This is a genomic window from Nonomuraea sp. NPDC046570, from assembly GCF_040645915.1.
Classification (GTDB): Bacteria; Actinomycetota; Actinomycetes; order Streptosporangiales; family Streptosporangiaceae; genus Nonomuraea.
The window spans coordinates 230,286-249,297 of sequence record NZ_JBEYZF010000006.1 but is presented as its reverse complement, the minus strand read 5'-3'; the positions used below and the strand labels follow the sequence as shown (position 1 = coordinate 249,297).

17 protein-coding genes are annotated in these 19,012 nt (G+C 71.9%); 6 read left to right on the top strand and 11 right to left on the bottom strand.

Annotation, left to right across the window (positions count from 1 at the left end; translation table 11 throughout):
* Window positions 1–2: 2 nt before the first annotated feature.
* On the bottom strand, window positions 3–929 hold the full coding sequence (locus tag ABZ911_RS13005; protein ID WP_358054732.1) for an SPFH domain-containing protein: 927 nt from the start codon (window positions 927–929) through the stop codon (window positions 3–5).
* 26 nt (window positions 930–955) lie between these two features.
* On the opposite strand from ABZ911_RS13005, the gene ABZ911_RS13000 reads away from it, so the two are divergent.
* From ABZ911_RS13000 to ABZ911_RS12990, 3 genes are read left to right on the top strand one after another with little or no spacing between them, the layout of a single operon-like run.
* On the top strand, window positions 956–1,690 hold the full coding sequence (locus tag ABZ911_RS13000) for an IclR family transcriptional regulator (RefSeq protein WP_358054731.1): 735 nt from the start codon (window positions 956–958) through the stop codon (window positions 1,688–1,690).
* A 3-nt stretch (window positions 1,691–1,693) separates the two neighbouring features.
* A complete protein-coding gene (locus ABZ911_RS12995; protein WP_358054730.1) occupies window positions 1,694–1,906 on the top strand; it encodes a DUF2277 domain-containing protein in 213 nt (70 codons plus the stop codon).
* A 60-nt stretch (window positions 1,907–1,966) separates the two neighbouring features.
* A complete protein-coding gene (locus ABZ911_RS12990) occupies window positions 1,967–3,880 on the top strand; it encodes a hypothetical protein (protein WP_358054729.1) in 1,914 nt (637 codons plus the stop codon).
* Here the strand turns inward: ABZ911_RS12990 and ABZ911_RS12985 are convergent.
* Window positions 3,864–4,307, bottom strand: a complete 444-nt coding sequence (locus ABZ911_RS12985; RefSeq protein ID WP_358054728.1) for a hypothetical protein — start codon at window positions 4,305–4,307, stop codon at window positions 3,864–3,866. The genes ABZ911_RS12990 and ABZ911_RS12985 overlap by 17 nt on opposite strands.
* A gap of 126 nt (window positions 4,308–4,433) precedes the next feature.
* Between ABZ911_RS12985 and ABZ911_RS12980 the strand changes: the two genes are divergently transcribed.
* Genes ABZ911_RS12980 through ABZ911_RS12970 form a run of 3 tightly spaced genes read left to right on the top strand, consistent with a single transcriptional unit; the run spans window position 4,434 to window position 6,783 of the window.
* On the top strand, window positions 4,434–5,114 hold the full coding sequence (locus ABZ911_RS12980; protein WP_358054727.1) for a response regulator transcription factor: 681 nt from the start codon (window positions 4,434–4,436) through the stop codon (window positions 5,112–5,114).
* Entirely contained in the window at window positions 5,111–6,358 is a 1,248-nt protein-coding gene (locus ABZ911_RS12975) for a HAMP domain-containing sensor histidine kinase (RefSeq protein WP_358054726.1), read from the top strand. The genes ABZ911_RS12980 and ABZ911_RS12975 overlap by 4 nt, the downstream gene beginning before the upstream one ends.
* A 35-nt stretch (window positions 6,359–6,393) precedes the next feature.
* A complete protein-coding gene (locus ABZ911_RS12970) occupies window positions 6,394–6,783 on the top strand; it encodes a PepSY domain-containing protein (protein WP_358054725.1) in 390 nt (129 codons plus the stop codon).
* A gap of 20 nt (window positions 6,784–6,803) precedes the next feature.
* On the opposite strand, the gene ABZ911_RS12965 is transcribed toward ABZ911_RS12970, so the two are convergent.
* The 9 genes from ABZ911_RS12965 to ABZ911_RS12925 all read right to left on the bottom strand — a co-directional run bounded on the left by ABZ911_RS12965 (window position 6,804) and on the right by ABZ911_RS12925 (window position 19,003).
* Window positions 6,804–7,481, bottom strand: a complete 678-nt coding sequence (locus ABZ911_RS12965; RefSeq protein WP_358054724.1) for an HNH endonuclease family protein — start codon at window positions 7,479–7,481, stop codon at window positions 6,804–6,806.
* 94 nt (window positions 7,482–7,575) lie between these two features.
* Window positions 7,576–10,794, bottom strand: a complete 3,219-nt coding sequence (locus ABZ911_RS12960) for a 2Fe-2S iron-sulfur cluster-binding protein (RefSeq protein ID WP_358054723.1) — start codon at window positions 10,792–10,794, stop codon at window positions 7,576–7,578.
* Window positions 10,791–11,030 carry a sarcosine oxidase subunit delta gene (locus tag ABZ911_RS12955; protein ID WP_358054722.1) on the bottom strand — a complete coding sequence of 80 codons (240 nt, stop codon included), beginning with the start codon at window positions 11,028–11,030 and terminating at the stop codon, window positions 10,791–10,793. The genes ABZ911_RS12960 and ABZ911_RS12955 overlap by 4 nt, the downstream gene beginning before the upstream one ends.
* Window positions 11,030–12,232 (bottom strand): sarcosine oxidase subunit beta family protein, encoded by a 1,203-nt coding sequence (locus ABZ911_RS12950; RefSeq protein WP_358054721.1) that lies wholly within the window; start codon window positions 12,230–12,232, stop codon window positions 11,030–11,032. The genes ABZ911_RS12955 and ABZ911_RS12950 overlap by 1 nt, the downstream gene beginning before the upstream one ends.
* The gene (locus tag ABZ911_RS12945; protein WP_358054720.1) at window positions 12,229–14,658 is read right to left on the bottom strand and encodes an FAD-dependent oxidoreductase; all 2,430 of its coding nucleotides are present in this window, start codon (window positions 14,656–14,658) and stop codon (window positions 12,229–12,231) included. The genes ABZ911_RS12950 and ABZ911_RS12945 overlap by 4 nt, the downstream gene beginning before the upstream one ends.
* A gap of 132 nt (window positions 14,659–14,790) precedes the next feature.
* Window positions 14,791–15,165, bottom strand: coding sequence for a phosphomannose isomerase type II C-terminal cupin domain (locus ABZ911_RS12940; RefSeq protein WP_358054719.1), 375 nt, complete (start codon window positions 15,163–15,165; stop codon window positions 14,791–14,793).
* A 21-nt stretch (window positions 15,166–15,186) separates the two neighbouring features.
* Window positions 15,187–15,945, bottom strand: coding sequence for a glucose 1-dehydrogenase (locus ABZ911_RS12935; RefSeq protein ID WP_358054718.1), 759 nt, complete (start codon window positions 15,943–15,945; stop codon window positions 15,187–15,189).
* A complete protein-coding gene (locus ABZ911_RS12930) occupies window positions 15,946–18,228 on the bottom strand; it encodes a tetratricopeptide repeat protein (protein WP_358054717.1) in 2,283 nt (760 codons plus the stop codon).
* A 19-nt stretch (window positions 18,229–18,247) separates the two neighbouring features.
* Window positions 18,248–19,003, bottom strand: a complete 756-nt coding sequence (locus ABZ911_RS12925) for a hypothetical protein (RefSeq protein ID WP_358054716.1) — start codon at window positions 19,001–19,003, stop codon at window positions 18,248–18,250.
* Between the last annotated feature and the right edge of the window lie 9 nt (window positions 19,004–19,012).

Here is a 19,012-nt window from a genome sequence, read left to right as displayed (position 1 = left end):
GCTCAGTCGCGGCGAGGGGTGATGTTGATCGTGCCGTTCTGCGGGACCGGCACGACGTCGACCTTGCCGTCCTGGATGGCTTTCCAGAGGATCGCGCCGTTCGGCCCGAGCACCCCGACCAGGTCCTGGATGGACTGCAGCTCGGTCTTCACCTTGGCGTTGATCTGCTGCTGGGCGAGGTTCTGCTGCTTGGCGGCCTGCTCGGCGGCGAGTGCGGTGATCAGGCTCTCCGGCGGCTGCGGCTTCTGGATGGTGAGCACCACGTCACCGCAGTCGCCGGTGCCCGCGTAGTTGGGCTGGCAGAAGTAGTCGGCTCCGGCGGTCTCCTTGATGAACTGCCGGGCCAGCTGCCCGACCCGCTGCTCCCACTGCTGCTTGACGTTCGGGTCGTTGAACAGCTTCTTCCACTCGAACTCCTGCGAGGCGGCGTCCATCGCCCGGTCCAGGGGCTGCTTGAAGTAGAAGTTGAGCATCCGGGTCCAGCCGCCGGACTCACCCTCGTCGAAGTAGGCGCCGAACTTGCGGCCGATCTTCTCGTGGAACTGCTGCAGCACCTTGCAGTCGGTGTTGAGCGTGAAGGTGGCCGACCCGGCGACCTTCATCTCCACGTTGTCGCGGGAGACGATGCTGATCCCGCCCGACTCGGCGTCCTCGGCGCCGGAGAAGTCGAACGTCCGCTGGCCGAAGGGGTAGTGGTAGGCGGTGTCGCCGGGCCCGAGCAGCGTCGCGCCGCTGGAGGGGTTGATGCACCGCTCGAACTTGATCGCCTCGAAGGTGCCGCCAGCGTAGTGCAGCACCACCTCGTCCGGCTCGGTGCTCACCCGCGAGCAGCCGGTGGCGGCTAATCCCAGGCCGACGACGGCGACCGCCGCCAGCGCGAACGCCTTCCACAACCAGCCGCGCCTTGTTTGCTTCTGTCCCGTGGTCACGCGGCGAGATAATAGTCTGTTGCGCTATGAGCAACAGCTCGGTTCAGTCAGTTGATCGGGCGATCGCCATCCTGGAGATCCTCGCCCGCAGTGGCGAGAGCCGCGTGACCGACCTCGCGGCCGAGCTGGCCGTGCACAAGTCGACGGCGTTCCGCCTGCTCGGCGCGCTGGAGCAGGGCGGCCTGGTGGAGCAGAGCGGCGAGCGGGGCCGCTACCGGCTGGGCTTCGGCGTGGTCAGGCTGGCCGGGGCGGCCACCGCGCAGCTCGACCTGTCCCGGGAGAGCCGCGCGGTCTGCGAGCGGCTGGCCGAGCGGATCGGCGAGACCGTCAACCTCGCGGTGCCGCGGGACGGGCACGCGGTCAACATCAGCCAGGTGCGCGGGCCCGCGGCGATCAGCGGCCACAACTGGGTCGGCCAGCGCACCCCGGTGCACGCCACCTCCAGTGGCAAGGTGCTGCTCGCCTTCGGCGCGGTGGCGCTGCCGGGCACGCTGGAGCGCTACACGCCGCGGACGCTGCTCTCCCTCGACGAGCAGCTCGCCGAGATCAGGCGGCGCGGCTACGGGTACACGGTGGAGGAGCTGGAGGCGGGTCTCAACGCCGTCGCCGCGCCCGTCCGGGGTCCCGACGGCTCGGTGGTGGCGGCGGTCAGCGCCTCCGGCCCGTCGTACCGGCTCACCCCCGAGCGCATTCCCGAGGTGGGCGAGCTGCTGTCGGAGGGTGCTCGGGAGATCAGTCAGCGGATCGGCTATTACCGTTGAGGGATGTGTAGAAGCATCAAGACCCTGCGCCCGCCGTACACCGAGGACGTGACCGAGGACGATGTGCGGGCGGCGGCCCTGCAGTACGTCAGGAAGATCTCCGGGTTCCGCGCGCCCGCGCCGCACAACGCCGAGGCGTTCGACCGCGCGGTGGCCGAGATCACCCGCGCGTCGGAGGAACTGCTCGGCGCCTTGAAGGTCCGCGGAGGCCATTGACAGGTCTCTTGGCCGCGGGGAGTGTCCCCGGTGTACCCCTTCGATCCTCAGGGAGCCGGGATGATCAGCGGGCTGTATCGCGGGCAGGACGGCGACTCCCAGGTGGAGCTTCGCGTCGACGTGGACGGGAACCGCCCGACCGGCCGGGTGAGCGGCGACCTGTTCACCACCGGCGGCGCCACCACCTCCTTCGCGGGCTCGTTCGTGGTGGCCGCGCCGACGGTCGTGCCCGAGGGCGGGCGGACGACCGTGGAAGGGCAGGGCGTCTTCACCTTCACGGTCGCGGACCGGCGGGTGAGCGTGACGATCTCCGACGGGTCGGCGGTGGCGACCGTCGCCGGGCGCCACTACCCGCTGGTGTACGCCTCGCCGTACTTTCGCAGTGTGCTGCTGGAGCAGGACTCGGTGGCCGGGACGGTGCCGTTCGTCTCCTACGACACCGGCAGGCTGCCGGGGCCGGCCGGCAGCGCGCCGAGGACGCTCGGGGTGGCGCAGGCGTACGCCGAGGCGGGGATCGAGATCCGCGCGGCCGAGCCGGGCGTGGTGCCCGCCGGAGCGTCGGGCGCGGACCTGGCGTGGGACGACGCCGAGCTGCACCACGCGATGACGCAGCAGTTCAGCGTGTTCTCCGACGCCCCGGCCTGGCGGATGTGGCTGCTGGTGGCCAGCAAGCACGTCGGCGGCTACCGGGGGATCATGTTCGACTACAACGACTCCTGCCAGCGCCAGGGCGCCGCGGTGTTCTACGACGCGATCAGCGGCGAGTCCCCGCAGGCCCAGCGCGCCCAACTGCGCACCTACGTGCACGAGCTCGGCCACGCGTTCAACCTGCTGCACTCCTGGCAGAAGAACCTGGCCATCCCGCCGCAGCCGTTAGGCCCCAGCGGCGGCCTGGGCGACCTGTCCTGGATGAACTACGTGCAGAACTACCGCCCCGGCGGCGAACCGGCCTACTGGGCCGCCTTCCCCTTCCAGTTCACCGACAGCGAGCTGGTGCACCTGCGGCACGGCTTCTACCGCGACGTGGCGATGGGCGCCAACGCCTTCGGCACCGGCGCCGCCGAGATCGCCCCGTTCGAGCAGCCCGTCGAGGACCACTCCGGCCTGCGCCTGGAGGTCAGGGCCAAGGACTCCTTCGGGTACGGCGAGCCGGTCGTCGTCGAACTGAAGCTCGGCCACACCGGCGAGCCCCGCACCACCCACAACCACCTGCACCCCGACACCGAGTTCACCCAGATCTCCATCACCCAGCCGTCGGGCCGCACCGTCCTGTACCGGCCGATGATGCGCCACTGCGTGGACGACTCCCCCGACATCACGCTCGACCGGCACAACCCGGCGATGTACCGCAGCGCCTACATCGGCCACGGCCGCGACGGCCACTACTTCCAGCAGCCCGGCCAGTACGGGGTGCGGGGGCAGTACGTGGCCGCCGACGGCTCCCGCATCGTCTCGCCCGTCTGCGTGGTGCGGGTCCGCCACCCGATCACCGCCGCCGACGAGCAGGTGGCCGAGCTGATGCTGGGCGAGGAGCAGGGCAAGCTGTTCTCCCTGCTCGGCTCGGACTCCCCCGGCCTGCGCGCGGGCAACGAGGCGCTGGACGAGGTGATCGAGCGGCACGGCGGCCACCCGCTGGCGGTCTACGCCAGGATGGTCAAGGGGCTCAACGCCGAGCGCGAGTTCAAGAGCATCACACCCGGCAAGCGGCTGGTGATCCGCCCGCCGCGGACGAAGGAGAGCATCCAGCAGCTCGGCGCCGTCGCCAGGGCGGCGACCGTCGACAACATCACGCTGAACATGGTGATGCGCCACCTGGCCCGTGCCGAGGCCAGGCAGGGCGACCTGGTGCGGGCACACGCGGTGATGGACGCGATGGTGACGACCTTCGAGGCCAGGCGGATCAACCCGATCGTGATGCGGCGGATCAGGCGGCAGGCGGAGCTGACCAAGGAGGCGCTCAGCGCGGAATCGTGAACGGCACGCCGTCGGGGCCGCACCTGACCTCGACCTTCACCTCGGACTCCCCCGACTCGAACTCCACCTGCGCGGGCTCGTCGCGCTCGTTGTCCACGTCGTCGGTGACCCAGCCTTGGGCTGGGCTCCAGGACCGCAGCGTGGCCCGCCCGCCGGAGCAGGCGGCCACGATGGTGCCGCCCTTGGTGGTCAGCACCTTGGTCACGCCCGGGGCGGAGGTGGTGCCCGAACCGCTTGACGGGGTCGCCGAGGACGGGGCCGCTCTCGGCGTGGTCGCGGCGAGCTCGGCGGTGACCTCGTCGCCCGACATGGGACGGGTGGACGAGCCGGTCAGCACACCGCCGAGCAGGCCGAGCACCGCGACACCGGCGAGCGTCGCGACGACGGCCGCCACGAGCCAACCGGCCAGAGCCCAGGACAATCGCATGCGCCCACTCTTCCCCACTCACGGATAACGCAAGGTTAAGGCACTGCTAAGGCCGTTGCGCGGGTGTCCCGTCCGGCGTCTACGGTAGGGCGGAAGCCCCCTGTCTCTAGGTCTACGGTTGGGCAAATGGCCGAGGTACTACTCATCGAGGACGACGTGACGATCCGCACCGCGCTGACCCGCGGTCTGCGCGAGCGCGGGCACGCCGTGTCCTCCTCCGGCACCGCGCTGGACGGGCTGCGGCTCGCGCTGGGTGAGCGGCCCGACCTGGTCGTGCTCGACCTGGGGCTGCCCGACCTGGACGGCGCCGAGATGCTCAGGATGCTGCGCGCGGTCAGCCGGGTGCCGGTGATCGTGGCGACCGCCAGGGACGGCGACGCCGACATGGTGCCCGCCCTCGACGCGGGCGCCGACGACTACGTGGTCAAGCCGTTCAGCGCGGCCCAGCTCGACGCCAGGATCAGGGCGGTGCTGCGGCGGGTGGGCGACAGCCGTACCGACACCTCCGTCTCGGTCGGGGCGCTGCGGCTGGACCCGCGCACGCGTGAGGCGAGCATGGACGGGACGGCGCTGGATCTGACGCCGCGCGAGTTCGACCTGCTGCACTACCTGTGCTCGCGGCCGGGCGAGGTGGTGACCAAGCGGGAGTTGCTGACCGAGGTGTGGCAGTTGCCGTACGGCGGCGCGGACAAGACCGTGGACGTGCACCTGTCGTGGCTGCGGCGCAAGCTGGGTGAGACCGCCCAGCGTCCGCGCTACCTGCAGACCGTGCGCGGTGTCGGGGTGAAGCTGGTCGAGCCGACGTGAGGCGCTGGCTCGCCCTGCTGGTCGCCGCCACCACCTCGCTCGTGCTGGTCGCGCTGATCGTGCCGCTCGCGCTGCTGGTGCGGGCGGTCGCGGAGAACGGCGCGGTCACCCGGGCGACCCAGGAGGCCGAGTCGGTGGCGATCGCCGCGGGCACGGACACGCTGCCGCTGGCCGTCGAGCGCACCGCCGCGGCGGGCGGTCACGCCGTCACCGTCTTCCTGCCGGACGGCAGGACCATCGGCACGCCGGCGGCCCGGTCGGCGGCGGTCGAGCTGGCCTCGCGTGGGCGCAGCGTGTCGGCGGTCGCGCCGGGCGGCCGGGAGATCCTCGTCGCCGTCCAGGACCCGGCGGGCACCACGGTCGTGCGGGTGTTCCTGTCGGAGGCCGACCTGACCGCGGGTGTCCGCGAGGCGTGGCTGGCGCTGCTGCTGCTCGGCGTGGCGCTGATCGCGCTGGGCGTGCTGGTGGCCGACCGGCTGGCGCTGGCGCTGACCAGGCCGATGGCCACGATGGCCGGGGTGTCGCTGCGGCTGGCGGGTGGCGACCTGACGGCGCGGACCACGCCCGAGGGGCCGCCCGAGGTGCGGTCGGTGGGGCTGGCGCTGAACCATCTGGCCGGGCGGATCAGCGAGCTGCTCGCCGAGGAGCGGGAGGCCGCCGCCGACCTGTCGCACCGGCTGCGCACGCCGCTGACCGGGCTGCGGCTGGACGCCGAGTCGCTGCGCGACCCGGAGGAGGCGGCCAGGATCGGCGCGCGGGCGGACGCGCTGGAGCGGGCGGTGACCGCGGTCATCTCGCAGGCCCGCCAGCGGACCGGCGAGCGGCAGAGCTGCGACGCGGCGGCCGTCGTGGCCGAGCGGGCGGCGTTCTGGTCAGTGCTGGCCGAGGACCAGGAGCGGGAGATGCGTTTGGAGGTGGCGCCGGGGCCGCTGCCGGTGGCCGTGGGCGCGGCCGAGCTGGGCGCGTGCGTGGACGCGCTGCTGGGCAACGTGTTCGCGCACACCCCCGACGGCTCCGCCTTCTCGGTACGGCTGACGCCCGGCGTCCGCCTGGAGGTGGCCGACCAGGGTCCCGGCTTCCCCGCCGGCGCGCTGGCCCGCGGGCACAGCGGGGCGGGCTCGACCGGCCTGGGGCTGGACATCGCGCGCAGGACCGCCGAGTCCTGCGGCGGCTCGCTGACGATCTCCACGGGACCCGGCGCGAAGGTGACTCTGATCCTTAGCCCCGCCTTAACGATCTCCTAGCGCCGCCCTATCTCGCGGCGGGCGAAGCTGTCCTCATGAGACACACTCGCAAGATCATGGTCCTGGGCGCGACGGCAGCGATCCTCATCGGCGCCGCCCCCGCCGCACTCGCCACCGCCGCTCAGGACACCATGCCGACGCCCGCCGCCGCCCCCGTCCAGAGCCCGGTGTTCCCGGCCGTCTTCGCACCTCAGGCCGTCGCCGCCAAGCACTCGGTGTCCAGGGGCAGGGCCGTCAAGATCGCCAAGCACCGGGTGCCGGGCGCCCGGGTCGTCGACGTCGACCGCGACTGGGAACACGGCCACCGCACCTGGGAGATCGACCTCAGAAAGGGCCACTGGGAGTACGAGGTACACGTGTCGACCAAGACCGGCAAGATCGTCAAGTTCGACAAGGACTACGACGACGACCGCTACGACGACTGATCAGCCCGGTGGGTGACCGCTCAGCAGGAGGACAGCACGCCTTCCATGGCGGCCTTCTCCGCGGCGGTCACCCACAGCGCGTACTTGGCCTTCACCGTGATCTGCCTGGCGATGTAGGCGCAGCGGTACCCCTTGCGCGGCGGCAGCCAGGTCGCCGCGTCGGCGTCGCTCTTCTGGCCGTTGAGCGGGCCGTCGACCGCGAGCAGGTTCAGCGGGTCGTTGGCGAACTGCTTGCGCTTGTCCGCCGGCCACCGCTGCGCGCCCTTCTGCCAGGCGTCCGACAGCGGGATGAGGTGGTCGATCTGGACCGCCATGCTGGTGTCCTGACCACGCTTGAACTTGATCGTCTTACCGCTGTACGGATCGTCCAGGACTCCGGTGAGCACGATGCAGTCGTGCGTGCCCGGCTTGAACGTCTCCTCGCGCAGGTCCCGCTTGAGGATGTCGTTGCGCGTGTCGCAGCCGTTGCGGTCGACGTCGGCCCAGGCGGGGCCGAACTTCTCGCGCTCGAACCCGGTCTTCGGCGCGCGGCCCTTGACCTCCAGGCCCTTCAGCTCCTTGCGCGCCTCTTTCACGTCGGCCGGCTCGTTCCCGCCCGCCTTCCCGGGCGGCGTCGCACCGATGCCCGCCTCCAGCGCCCCGCACCCCGTCAGCATCGCCACCGAGGCCAATCCGGCGGCCATCACCCGTACGCGCACCCCGCCCACCCCTCACCGCATTAAAGCTTACGTATAGTAACTACCTCCAAATGATGACTTAGAACCGAAGTGGGCAAAGAGAGGTTATGATCATCTAGGGTGCGCTGTGACCGCTTTTAGGCGGTAGGCCGTCGACCGCGTCCAGCAGCCATTCGGCGAGATAGGCGGCGAACGAGGAGCGGACGTAGATCCGGTAGACGTCGTCGCCGGTGCGCTCCAGGATCACCGGGGCCTTCGCGAGCAGGGTGGCCGCGTGGCCGGTGAACACCGCGGGATGCAGGTCGATCGGGCAGCCGGTGAGCAGGATCTCGCGCGCCTGCGGTCCCGACACCTCCAGCACGGTCCGCTGGCCCGACACCTCCACCCATCCCCGGCCGTGCGCGCCCTCGCCGACGACGAGCCACCAGTCGGGCCCCAGGCGCAGGCCCTGTCCGGGATCCTCGCCCCGCACCTCCCACATCGTCAGGAACGGCACCTCGCGCAGCCGTACCCCGGGTGAATCCGCCTCCTCGAAGCGCCCGGCGAAGGCGCCCGCCGGACTCTGCGCCCGCGCGACCCCGACGTCCCCCGTGTCCACCTCCTCCACCGGATCCCCGTCGCGCCGCGCGTTGCCGGGGTCGTAGAAGACGGGCTCGACCACGGTCATCGGGACCGCGCCGCCGCCGCCGACCGCCGTCACCCGGTCTCCGGCGGAGACATCCCGCACCATGGCGAGACCGAACGTCCGCCCCAGCGCCGCGCTGGTGTACCCGGAGGTGACGTGCCCGAGCATCGGCACGGACGCCGGGGACCCGTCGACCGGCCCGGCGACCAGTTGGGCGCCCTCCTCCACGACCGCCGCGGGGTCCTCGGGCAGGAGGCCGACCAGGCGTTTGCGACCGGGGCGGGTGGTGTCGGGCCTGCTGTGCGAGCGTTTGCCGACGAAGTCGGGTTTGCGCTTGGCGACGATCCAGGACATGCCGAGATCCTGCGGCGTGACGGTCCCGTCGGTCTCCTGGCCGACGATCGCGAACCCCTTCTCGGCCCGCAGCACATGCATGGCCTCCGTCCCGTACGGCACCGCCCCGAGCTCCAGCACCGCCGCCCAGAGCGCCTCGCCGTACCACCAGGGCACGTTGAGCTCGTAGGCCAGCTCTCCGGAGAAGCTGATCCGGAACACCCGCCCGCGCACGCCCAGGACGTCGGCCTCGACGTAGGTCATGAACGGCAGGCCGGGCAGGCTGGGAGCGAGCGCCCGGACGACGCGGCGGGCGCGCGGGCCGACGACGGCGACGGTCGCCCAGTGGTCGGTCACCGAGGTGAAGCGCACGTCGAGCTCGGGCCACTCGGTCTGCCGCCACTCCTCCAGCCAGTCGAGCACGGCGGCGGCGTTGCCGGTGGTCGTGGTCATCAGGTACCGGTCGCCGGCCAGCCGGGTGGTGACGCCGTCGTCGAAGACCATGCCGTCGGCGGTGCACATCAGCCCGTACCTGCACGATCCGACGGCCAGCGTGGAGAACAGGTTCGTGTAGATCCGGTCGAGGAACTCCCCCGCGTCGGCCCCACCGATGTCGATCTTGCCGAGCGTGGAGGCGTCCATCGCCGCGACATCCGTCCTGGCGGCGGCGCACTCCCGCAGCACGGCCTGCTCCATCGTCTCCCCGCCGCGCGGGAAGTAGCGCGGCCTCTTCCACTGCCCGACATCCTCGAACACGGCCCCATCGGCGACGTGCCTGCCGTGCATCGCGGTCACCCGCACCGGATCCGACAGCGCCCCCCGATCCCGCCCCGCCAGCGTCGCGAAGGCCACCGGCGTGTACGGCGGGCGGAACGTGGTGCTCCCCACCTGCCCCGGCGCGCTCCCCAGCAGAGCCGCCATCACCCCCACGACCACCGCACCCGACGTCTTGCCCTGATCGGCCCCGGTCCCCGCCGTGGTGTAGCGCTTGACGTGCTCGACCGACCGCATCCCCGTCCCCGCCGCGCGGGCGAGATCGGCCACCGTGACATCCCTGTGCAGGTCGGCGAACGCCGACTCGGCCGATGCGCCGTCCAGCCCGGCCGTCCACAGCACGGCCGGGGGCCGCGAGGCCGGTTCGTCGCAGACGGGAACCCGGAGCACCGCCCGCCGGGCCGCACCGGGTTCGGGCAGGTGGCCGGCGAGCTGGGCGGCTTCGGACCCGGCGGCGAAGCCGTCGGCGATCGCCTCGGACGTGCCGTACCAGCCCCGGCACGCGCCCGCCGACCGTTCGGCCTGCGCCGACAGGTGGGGGACGAACGCCTGGAGCTCCTCGTCGAACCGCACCCGGCCCTGGGACTGGCTGAACAGGTGGACGGCCGGGTTCCAGCCGCCGCAGACGGCGAGCAGGTCGGCCTCGACGTGCCGGTCGCCGAGGTGGACGCCGGTCAGCAGGCCGCGGGCGTCGCTCGTGGTGCCGGTGACCAGGTGGCCCCCGGGTTCGCGCGGGTCGGCGACGGCGGCGATCTCCACGCCCGCGTCCCGCAGGTCGCGCACGGCCTCGTACCCGGAGTCGGCGCAGGTGAAGACCACCGCCCTGCGTCCGGGGGCGACGCCGTAACGGTTGACGTAGGCGCGGGCGGCCGAGGCGAGCATCACGCCGGGCCGGTCGTTGCCGGGGAAGGCCAGGGAGCGCTCGTGCGCCCCGGTGGCCAACACGACGCGGCGGGCGCGCAGGTGCCACAGCCGCTCGCCGCCCGGACGCCGCTCCACGGCGACGACGTAGTTGTGGTCGTAGTAGCCCGTCGCGGTGGTCCGGGACAGCACCCGGACCTCGGGCAGGGCGGCCAGCCTGTCCCCGACGGCGTCGGCCCAGCCGAGTCCGGGCGCGCCGTCCAGCAGGACCCGGCTGTTGAGCAGGTCACCGCCGAGCCTGGGCTGCTCGTCGACGAGAACGACCCGGGCCCCCGCCTCACCCGCCGCCAGCGCCGCCGCCAGACCGGCCGGGCCGCCGCCGATCACCAGGACGTCGCAGTGCAGGTGGCCCTTGTCCCGCCGCAGCGGGTCCGGCTCGTCGTCCAGCCTGCCCTTGCCACGCAGGCTCCATGCCTGCAGCCCCGCGTACAGCTCCACAGTGGTCGCCGCCACCATGGGCTCGGGCCCGGCCTTCACCAGCGCGTTCGGCTCCTCCGACCCGGCCGAGAAGATCCCGCGCGGGCGGCCCAGCTCGACACTGTGCCCGACGACCCGCACCCCGGCCGCCAGCAGCGCCGAGGCGAGCGTGTCACCCGGGTGACCGTACAGCGGCCGGCCGTCGAAGGTGTACGGCACGCGCACGGCCCGGTCGATCAGGCCGCCTGCGGGGAGACGGGTCATGGCGCCTTCCTGATCTCATGGGTGACCGTGTGCCGGTGCACGGTGAACCAGGTACGGCAGCCGTGCGTGTGGAACCAGCGCTCGTGGAACCACCCTCTCGGGTTGTCCCTGGTGAACAGGTACGCGGCCCACTCCTCGTCGCCGGTCTCGGGGCGGTAGGCGATGCCGGCCTGCCCGCCGTACCGGAACTCGTTCTCGTCGCGGGGCCCGCAGTGGGGGCAGTCGATGCTCAGCATCAGTGCGCCACCGCCGCCGCGCCGTGTTCGTCGATGAGCGCGCCCGTCCGGAACCGGTCCAGGGCGAAGGGTTCGGCCAGCGGGTGGGGGGTGCCGTGGGCGAGAGTGTGCGCGTACACCCAGCCCGAACCGGGGGTGGCTTTGAAGCCGCCGGTGCCCCAGCCGGCGTTGATGAACAGGTTCTCGACGGGGGTGCGGCCGATGATCGGCGAGGCGTCGGGGGTGACGTCCACGATGCCCGCCCAGGTGCGCAGCACGCGCGCCCTCGCGAAGATCGGGAACAGTTCCAGCGCGGCAGCCATCTGCGCCTCGACGACGTGGAAGGCGCCGCGCTGGCCGTAGGAGTTGTAGGCGTCGACGCCCGCGCCCATGACCAGCTCGCCCTTGTCCGCCTGGCTGACGTACACGTGCACGGCGTTGGACATCACCACGCAGTCGAGGACCGGTTCGAGCAGCTCCGACACCAGGGCCTGCAGCGGGTGTGACTGGAGCGGCAGCCGGATCCCGGCCTTGGCCGCCAGCACCGACGTGTGCCCGGCCGCGGCCAGCGCGATCGTGCCCGCCGCGACGCGCCCTCTGCTCGTCCGTACGGCTGTCCCCCGGCCCTTCGTGATCTCGAAGCCGGTGACCTCGGTGTTCTGCAGAAGGTCGACGCCGTACGCGTCCGCCTTGCGGGCCAGCGCCCAGGCCACGTGGTCGTGCTTGGCGATGCCGCCGCGCCGCTGCAGGGTGGCGCCCAGGACGGGATGGCGGGCGCGGTCGGAGACGTTGACGATCGGGCAGAACCTCTTCACCTCGTCGGGGTCCAGCCATTCGGCGTCGACGCCGTTGAGCCGGTTGGCGTTCACCCGGCGCCTGCCCTCACGCACGTCGTGCTGGTTGTGCGCCAGGTTGAGCACGCCGCGCTGGCTGAACCGCAGGTCGTAGTCGAGGTCGTCGCCGAGCCCCTCCCAGAGTCTCAGCGAGTGCTCGTAGAGGGCGGCGCTCTCGTCCCACAGGTAGTTGGAGCGGATGATCGTGGTGTTGCGCGCCATGTTGCCGCCGGCCAGCCAGCCCTTCTCCAGGACGGCGACATTGGTGATGCCATGATTTTTCGCCAGATAGTAGGCGGTGGCCAGCCCGTGTCCTCCTCCCCCGACGATGACCACGTCGTAGGCGGGCTTGGGGTCGGGAGTGTGCCAGAGGAAGTCGGGGTGGGTCAACGGCGGATCTTCTCCATCTGGGGGTCGAACAGCGGCTCGGCGGCGACTTCCGCGGGGACTCGACGCCCGAAGTAGGAAATATCGACATGTGTGCCAGGAGTGGCCAGGTCGGCCGGCAGCCAGGCGTAGGCGATCGGGCGGTGGATGGTGTGACCGTAGGCGGCACTGGTGACATAACCGACGGTACGGCCGGCGTGCCGTACCGGTTCCTTGCCCATCACCACCTCGGCGCAGAGCAGCGGGACCAGCTTGCGGGTGACGTCCTCGGTGAGCGCGTCGCGGCCGAGGAAGTCCTTGTCCGTCCTGACCGCGAAGGCCAGGCCTGCCTCGTAGGGGTTGTGCTCGGGGGTCATGTCGACGCCCCAGAGCCGGTACCCCTTCTCCAGGCGCAGGCTGTTGAACGCGGCCCTGCCCCCGGCGACCGGCAGCCCGGTCGCCCAGAGCGTGTCCCACAGCTTCAGCCCCAGGTCGGCACTGGTGTAGAGCTCCCAGCCGAGCTCACCCACGTACGAGACGCGCATCGCGGTCACCGGCACATGGCCGACATATCCGGACTTGGTAGTGAAGTAGCGGAAGCCCTCGTGGGACATGTCCATGTCGGTCAGCGGCTGCACCAGTTCCCTGGCCCTCGGCCCCCACACGCCGACACAGCACGTACCCGGGGTGATGTCGCGGACGTACACGTTGGCGGGCGCGTGCCGGGCGATCCAGTCGAGGTCCAGGTTCCCGTTGGCGCCGACCTGGAACCGCTCCTCGGCCAGGCGGGCCACCGTGAGGTCGGACCTGATCCCGCCGCCCGCGTCGAGCAGCAGCGTGTAGGTGACCGAGCCGGGCTTCTTGTCCACGTTGTTCGTGGTGAGGTACTGCAGGAACGAGGCCGCGCCCGGACCGCCGACCTCGATGCGCTTGAGGGGCGTCATGTCGTAGAGGGCGACCGCCTCCCGCGTCGCCAGCGACTCGGCCGCCGCGATCGGCGACCAGTACCGGCTCGCCCACTCGCCCCGCTGGGCGACTCCGAGCAGCGACTCGAATGCCTCGGGCCCCACGTCCGAGTCCTCAAGCAGGGGGAGGTTGGCCTCGAACCAGTGCGGGCGCTCCCAGCCGGCCGACTCCAGGAAGTACGCGCCCAGCTCCCGCTGGCGGCCGTGGAACGGGCTGGTCCGCATCGGCCGGGGCGACTCCATCGGCTGCAGCGGATGGATGACGTCGTAGACCTCGACGAAGTTCCGCATGCCGCGCTCGGCGACGTAGGCGGGCGCGAGTTGTACCGGCTCGAAGCGGTTCAGCTCGCATTCGTGCAGGTCCAGGCTGGCGTGCCCGTCGACGAGCACCTCGGCCAGCGCCCTGGCCACCCCGGCGGAGTGGGTCACCCAGACCGCCTCGGCCAGCCAGAACCCCTCCAGCCCCGGCGCCTCCCCGATCAGCGGGAAGCCGTCGGGAGTGAAGGAGAAGATCCCGTTGATACCGTCCTCGTACTTGGTACGGCCGAGCGCGGGCAGTAACGCGACCGCGTCCCGCCAGGCCGGGTCGAAGTCCTTCTCGGTGAAGGCCCGTACCGACGGCATCACGCTGGTCCCGGGATCGATCTCATCCTGCCTCACCGGCATCGGCCGGTGCGCGTAGGACCCGATGCCCACCCGGTCGCCGTGCTCGCGGAAGTACAGGTCGCGGTCCTGGTGCCGCAGGATCGGGGCCGTGCCCGTGCCGTTCCGGAGTACCGGCCCCGACTTCGCGTACTGGTGGGCCAGTGGCAGCAGCGGCACGGTCACCCCGGCCATCGCTCCGATCGCGGGCCCCCAGAAGCCGGCCGCGCAGACCACGACGTCGGCGGCGATCGAGGACGTGCCGCGCGCGGACTCGACGGTGACGCCGCCGACCCGGCCGTTCCTGCGCTCGATCGCGACGACCCGGTGGCGTTCCAGGAATCTGGCGCCCCGCCCGATGGCCCTGCGCGCCTGCGCCTCGCCGCACCGCACCGCGTCGGCCAGACCGTCGCCGGGCACGTACAGGCCGCCGAGCACCTGGTTCCGGTCGAGTTCCGGCCACCACTCGGCGCACCGCGCGGCGTCTGCCAGCTCGGCCTCGACGCCCCACGACTCGGCCCAGCCCAGCTTGCGATGCAGGTCGTCCCAGCGTTCGGGGGTGGTGGCGACTTCGAGGCCGCCCACCTGTCGGAAGCAGGGCTCGCCGTCGAGGCTCAAACCGGCGTACTTCTCGACGGTGTAGGCGGCGAACCGGGTCATCGTCCGCGACGGGTTCGTCTGGAAGACCAGGCCGGGCGCGTGCGAGCTGGACCCTCCCGCGGCGAACAGCGGGCCCTGTTCCAGGACGGTGACGTCGTGCCAGCCCCTGGCGGTGAGCTCGTCGGCCAGCGCGCAGCCCACGATGCCGGCTCCAATGATCACCAATCGAGGCCGGCCCACCATGCGCCCTCCGGATGTTCCTTAATACGCAACACATACCGGACTACGCAACGAACATAGAGCCGCAGGCGCCCCACGAACAAGAGCCTCTACCCGCCTGACGCGGGAGAGGCTCTCTGGTCGCTGGGGATCAGATCAGGCGCGGCCGTAGGAGTCTTCGAGCCGCTCGATGTCCTCCTCGTCGAAGAACCCGAACGCGATCTCCAGGATGCGCGTCGCCGGTCCCGACGAACTCAGCCGGTGCGCCTGCCCGGCCCGGATGAGCACCCGATCGCCGACGGCGGGCTCGATGCGCTCACCGTCGACCTCGAACACACAACCGGGGTCGAGCGCGACCCACATCTCGTCACGGTGCTCGTGGCGCTGCAGGCTGAGCCGCTGCCCCGGAGCCACATCAATGATCTTCACGGTGGACGACTCGTTGAGGGTGTATCGCTCGAAGCCGCCCCAGGGCCGCTCGTCACGAATCACCGCGGCGAGCCGGTCGTCTGTTTCGCCGATGCCATTCACAGAAGGGACCCTATCGGCATGTCACGTGATCAAGATGCCGCCGTCGACAGGCAGCGTCACCCCGGTGATGTACGACGAGGCGTCACTGGCCAGGAACACGGCCGCCGCCACCAGTTCCTCCGGCTCGCCCGCCCGCCGCATCGGCACCCGCTGCCCCAGCATGGTCTGCAGGTAGCCGGGCTGGTACTGCTCGGTCATCTCCGAGTGGAAGAAGCCGGGCTCCAGGCAGTTGACCCTGATGCCCTTGCGTCCCGTCCACTGCTGGGCCAGGTCCCGCGTCAGGCCCACCACCGCGGCCTTGGAGGCACTGTAGGCGGCCTGCGGCAGGCCCGCCGTCGTCTCGCCCAGGATGCTGCCAACGTTCACGATCGACGAGCCGGGCCGCATCACCCGCCCGCAGGCCTGCGCCATCCAGTAGGTGCCGTGCAGGTTGACGTCGACGACCCGCCGGAACTCCTCGGGCGTCTCCCTGGTGGCGGGCACCGCCGCCCCCAGGCCGGCATTGTTGATCAGCACGTCGACGGCGCCGAACCCGGCGACCGCCGCGGCCACGAGGGCCTGGCAGTCGTCCGGGCTGGTGATGTCCGTGGGCACGGCCAGGCACCTGCGGCCCGTCTCCTCGACGAGCCGCTGGGTCTCCTTCAGCCGGTCCGCCCGCCGGGCGCCGATCACGATGTCGGCGCCCGCCTCGGCCAGCCCCCTGGCGAAGGCCACGCCTAGCCCCGAGGAGGCACCCGTGACGATCGCGACCTTGCCGTCAAGCCTGAATCTGTCGAGCATCTACAGACCGTACTCCTTGACGATCCGCTCGTGCCGCTCGACCTCGACGTCCACCTCTCTGGCCAGGTCGAGCCAGGCCAGCGGGTGCACCCAGCGCTCGGTGGCGTCGTCGAGCAGGGCGTCGACCTCGGTCGGCGAGACGTCCGGCGGCACCGCGACCCAGCCGAACACGCCGGGCAGCTGCTCGCCGCTGGTGGGGTGGCTGACAGTGTAGTTCTCGTCGCTGTAGACCCACATCGGCCAGCCGCGCTCGGCCATGACCTCGGTGAACTCCGCCCAGTCCTCCTCGCTCGGCGCGGCGCCGTCGAAGAAGAAGCTGGTGTAGCCGCCGGGCTGGAGCATGCGCACCGCGGCGAACGGCGGCACGAAGTTCTGCTGCTCCTGCGGGTCGTCGGGGACCGGCTCCAGCAGCTGCGGGTCGAACACGACCAGGTCACCGGCGTTGTAGTCCATACCGCGCGGCTGCGGCAGGGCGAGCCTGGCGGTCGCGGGCCCGGTGCGGATGCTGAGCACCTGGCGCTGGCCGCCGTCGGGCGAGGGCAGGATGATCCTGATCAGCCCGAGCTCCTCCTCCACCGGCCCTTCGGTGGACTTCAGCGGCATACCGATCTTGGCCGCGCCCAGGCGGACGGTCTCCCAGTCCTCGGCGGAGGAGGCCATGACGATCATGCGCCAGACGTCCTCTTCGGTGATCTCGTCGCTGTCCAGGACCTCGCGGAGGACCTGCGCGCCCTTGCCGTTCTCGTCGATCTGCTGGGCGGCGGTGGACACCAGGCGCCTGGCCTCGATGCCGGCCCCGGCGGCCACGGCGTGCTCGGCCTCGGCGCCCGCCTCCGGCCAGCGCTCGCGGGCGCTGTACAGGCGGGCCAGGGCGAGGTGCTTGGCGGCGTGCGGCAGCAGCTCGGCCATCTGCTCCAGGCGCTCGTCCTGGCGGGCCTCGACGAGCAGCGTGGTCAGGTAGGCGATGTCGTCGGCCTCGGCGGAGGCGATGTCGCCGGTGTCGACCAGCATCCGCCAGTAGATGTCGGCGCCGGTCGACGGGTAGCCGAGGAAGCCCAGCGTGGTGGTGTGCCGGCGGGTGGCCTCGAGGTCGCTGCCGGACAGCGGCTCCAGCCAGCCGACCCAGCGCTCGGGGTCGGCGTTGTAGCCGTCGGCGGCGTCGAAGTAGCCGACCCGCTCCTCCAGCGGCCCGGGGGCCTCGGGGGCGGTGGTGGCCTCGGCGGCGGCGCGCAGCGCGGCGATCCGCTCGGGCAGGCCCGCGCTCTCGCGCAGTTCGGCACTCGACTGCTCGGCCAGGCCGGCCAGCAGCCTGGCCTGCCAGACACCCTGCCTGGCGACCGCCAGGTCACCGGCGACGAGCGCGAGCTCGACCCGGGCGCGGTAGCCGCCCATCATGCCGAAGTAGTCGATCCACTGCCGCAGCACGCGGCCGAGCTGCCAGGTGTTGGTGATCTGCGAGGAACCGGCCAGCTTGGCCACCGCGTGCGACCACTCGACGAAGTCGCGCGGGTGGTCGCCGACCACGTCGAGGTCGGGCAGCGCGTCGACGGCCTCGGCGGTGCGCTCCAGCGTGGCCAGGATCAGCGCGCGGCGCACACCGTCGCGGTGCGGCTTGGCCACCGGGTCGTCGGCGCCGAAGTCGGCGGCGGCCTGGATGGCGGTCAGCGCGGCGTCGGCGCGGCCGGCGGCGAGCAGCGCCCGCGCGCTCTCGGCGCCGAGCTCCCAGCTCGCCTGCCGCTCGTTGACGCGCAGGCGCTCGACGGCCGACTCGGCGTAGGCGACGGCCTCCTCGGCGCGACCGGCGTCGACCAGCGCGGAGACGTACTGCGTGACCAGGCCGCTGTAGGCCGGGTCGTCGGGCTGCAGGCCGTCGATCACCGGGCCGAGCTTGGCCAGGCGGTCGGCGGCGTAGCCCGGCCCGTCGGTGTTGGCCCACGCGATCGCCAGCGCCTCGACAGCGGCCGGCGCGGCGGGGCAGGTGCGCACGTCTTCGCGCTCGGCGAACGCCGCGAGTTCCTCGGCGTCGCCGATCGCGACCGCGCCCTGCGCCCGGTCGCCGATGCGGCCGATCAGGTGCCAGTAGCGGGCGTAGAACTCCAGCCAGGGCAGCTCAAGGGCCTCCGCCTGCTGCGCGATGGCCGGGGCCATCACGTCGAGCTGGGGATATCTCCCCTCGTAAGCCTGCGCGGGCAGATCGCCCAGCGCCATGGCGAGCCCGGCGTTCCCCGCCTCGGAAAGCTGCTGCTGGGTGTCGCCGACCCAGGCCCAGATGTCCACGTCCATGAGCAGTCAGTCTGCCAGGTCAATGAGCCTGCCCCAAACGCAACAACTCGATCAGCTCGTCGGATTCGGTTTCATCGAGCCTCGCGAGGACCGGAGCCATGAGGTCGTCGGTGCGTTCCTCGGCCCTGCGCCTGCGCTCGAAGGCCTCGGGGCCGGGCACCGGGAAGGGTTCGGGCCACTGCAGGAACTTCGCCATCACCGCGCCCGGGGCTTGTCCGAACGGGGTTCCGCCGTGGTCGACGGTGAGCGCCGCCTCCAGCGGGTCGAGCCCCTCGGCCAGCACCGCCACCGCGTGCAGGCCGCCTCTCAGCTCCCGCAGCACGTGCATGAGCTGCGCGGCCCGCCCGGGCGCGTCCTCGGGCAGTGGTACGGCCCGCCACCCGGCGAACAGCGGCGCCCCCAGCACCGGCGCGTCCCGCACAACGGGAAACAGCACCTCGGCGATGCGCTCACAGGCGGCGGCGTCACCGAGTTTGCGCCGCCCCCACTCCCGGCACGCCTCGGCGTACAGCTCGACCGCTTTCTCGACGGGCAGCCCCCGCCCGCCCTCCCAGCTCTCCCTGACATGCGCTGGGGGGAAGAACACCGCGACGGAGGTGACCACGTCGGCGTCCACCTCGCCGAGCACGCCGCAGCGGCCCCGGAAGTACAGTTCGCGGGGGCCGAGGCCGGTCTGCTCGCAGAGCCGCTTCGCCTCGCGGGAGATCATGAATCCGCCGCCGAGGACGCCGATCGGCCCCTTGATGGCCGCTGCCGTGGTGCGCGGGTCCGCCATGACCGCTCC

Excerpts from the sequence above, each read along its gene's own strand:
- ABZ911_RS13000 (WP_358054731.1), top strand. The coding sequence starts at position 956 with ATGAGCAACAGCTCGGTTCAGTCAGTTGATCGGGCGATCGCCATCCTG.
- ABZ911_RS12995 (WP_358054730.1), top strand. The coding sequence starts at position 1,694 with ATGTGTAGAAGCATCAAGACCCTGCGCCCGCCGTACACCGAGGACGTG.
- ABZ911_RS12990 (WP_358054729.1), top strand. The coding sequence starts at position 1,967 with ATGATCAGCGGGCTGTATCGCGGGCAGGACGGCGACTCCCAGGTGGAG.
- ABZ911_RS12985 (WP_358054728.1), bottom strand. The coding sequence starts at position 4,307 with ATGCGATTGTCCTGGGCTCTGGCCGGTTGGCTCGTGGCGGCCGTCGTC.
- ABZ911_RS12980 (WP_358054727.1), top strand. The coding sequence starts at position 4,434 with ATGGCCGAGGTACTACTCATCGAGGACGACGTGACGATCCGCACCGCG.
- ABZ911_RS12970 (WP_358054725.1), top strand. The coding sequence starts at position 6,394 with ATGAGACACACTCGCAAGATCATGGTCCTGGGCGCGACGGCAGCGATC.
- ABZ911_RS12960 (WP_358054723.1), bottom strand. The coding sequence starts at position 10,794 with ATGACCCGTCTCCCCGCAGGCGGCCTGATCGACCGGGCCGTGCGCGTG.
- ABZ911_RS12955 (WP_358054722.1), bottom strand. The coding sequence starts at position 11,030 with ATGCTGAGCATCGACTGCCCCCACTGCGGGCCCCGCGACGAGAACGAG.
- ABZ911_RS12945 (WP_358054720.1), bottom strand. The coding sequence starts at position 14,658 with ATGGTGGGCCGGCCTCGATTGGTGATCATTGGAGCCGGCATCGTGGGC.
- ABZ911_RS12935 (WP_358054718.1), bottom strand. The coding sequence starts at position 15,945 with ATGCTCGACAGATTCAGGCTTGACGGCAAGGTCGCGATCGTCACGGGT.
- ABZ911_RS12930 (WP_358054717.1), bottom strand. The coding sequence starts at position 18,228 with ATGGACGTGGACATCTGGGCCTGGGTCGGCGACACCCAGCAGCAGCTT.
- ABZ911_RS12925 (WP_358054716.1), bottom strand. The coding sequence starts at position 19,003 with ATGGCGGACCCGCGCACCACGGCAGCGGCCATCAAGGGGCCGATCGGC.